This is a genomic window from Streptomyces capoamus (assembly GCF_014654935.1).
Taxonomy (GTDB): domain Bacteria; phylum Actinomycetota; class Actinomycetes; order Streptomycetales; family Streptomycetaceae; genus Streptomyces; species Streptomyces capoamus.
Window position 1 is genome coordinate 670,243 of sequence record NZ_BNBF01000001.1, and the last position, 872, is coordinate 671,114.

Below are 872 nucleotides of genomic sequence, written 5' to 3' on the forward strand. Positions count from 1 at the left end.
TCATGCCATGTACCTTTCAATCAATTGACGCGTGTAGAACGCTCGAGCCTGCTCTACGCGCGCAGACGGGGCGCCCCCACCGCCTCTCTCCCCACCCCACACGGAGGTTCGACGGATGACCGGACCCGGAAGATCCCGCCGCAGGTGCGGCACCGCCCTGGCCGGCCTGGGGCTGCTCCTCACCGGAGCCGCCCTCCAGATCGGCACCGGCACCCCCGCCCACGCGGCGACCCCGCACCGCGTCCTGTTCGACAACGCCCACGCCGAGACGGCCGGCAACGCCGACTGGATCGTCTCCACCAGCCAGCCCGACCCGCTCGGCCAGGACTCCTCCCCGTCCGCCGAGACGGACTGGACCGGCGCCCTGTCCTCCTGGGGCGTCGCCCTGCAGAAGACCGGGAACTACAGCCTGAAGACCCAGCCGTCCGGCTCCGCCCTCAGCTACGGCGGGACCTCCGCGACCGACCTGACGCACTTCGACACGCTGGTCCTGCCGGAACCCAACACGCCTTTCACCGGTGCCGAGAAGACGGCGATCATGACCTTCGTCAAGAACGGCGGCGGACTGTTCATGATCTCCGACCACACCGGAGCCGACCGCAACAACGACGGCTACGACGCGGTCGAGATCCTCAACGACCTGATGACGAACAACAGCGTCGACTCCACCGACCCGTTCGGCTTCTCCATCGACTCGCTCAGCATCGGCTCCGACCACCCGTCGGCCATCGGCGACAGCACGAATCCCGTGCTGCACGGCTCCTTCGGCACCGTCACCAAGAGCCTGATCGCCAGCGGGACCACCGCGACCCTCAAGCCCGCCGACAACGCCGGCGTCAAGGGCCTGCTCTACCGCACCGGCTACTCGGGCA

General features: G+C 68.6%; 1 pseudogene. It reads left to right on the plus strand.

The window, feature by feature from the left end:
* Positions 1 to 115: 115 nt before the first annotated feature.
* Positions 116 to 872 (plus strand): annotated as a pseudogene (locus IE312_RS38595) (hydrolase); the annotation flags it as partial.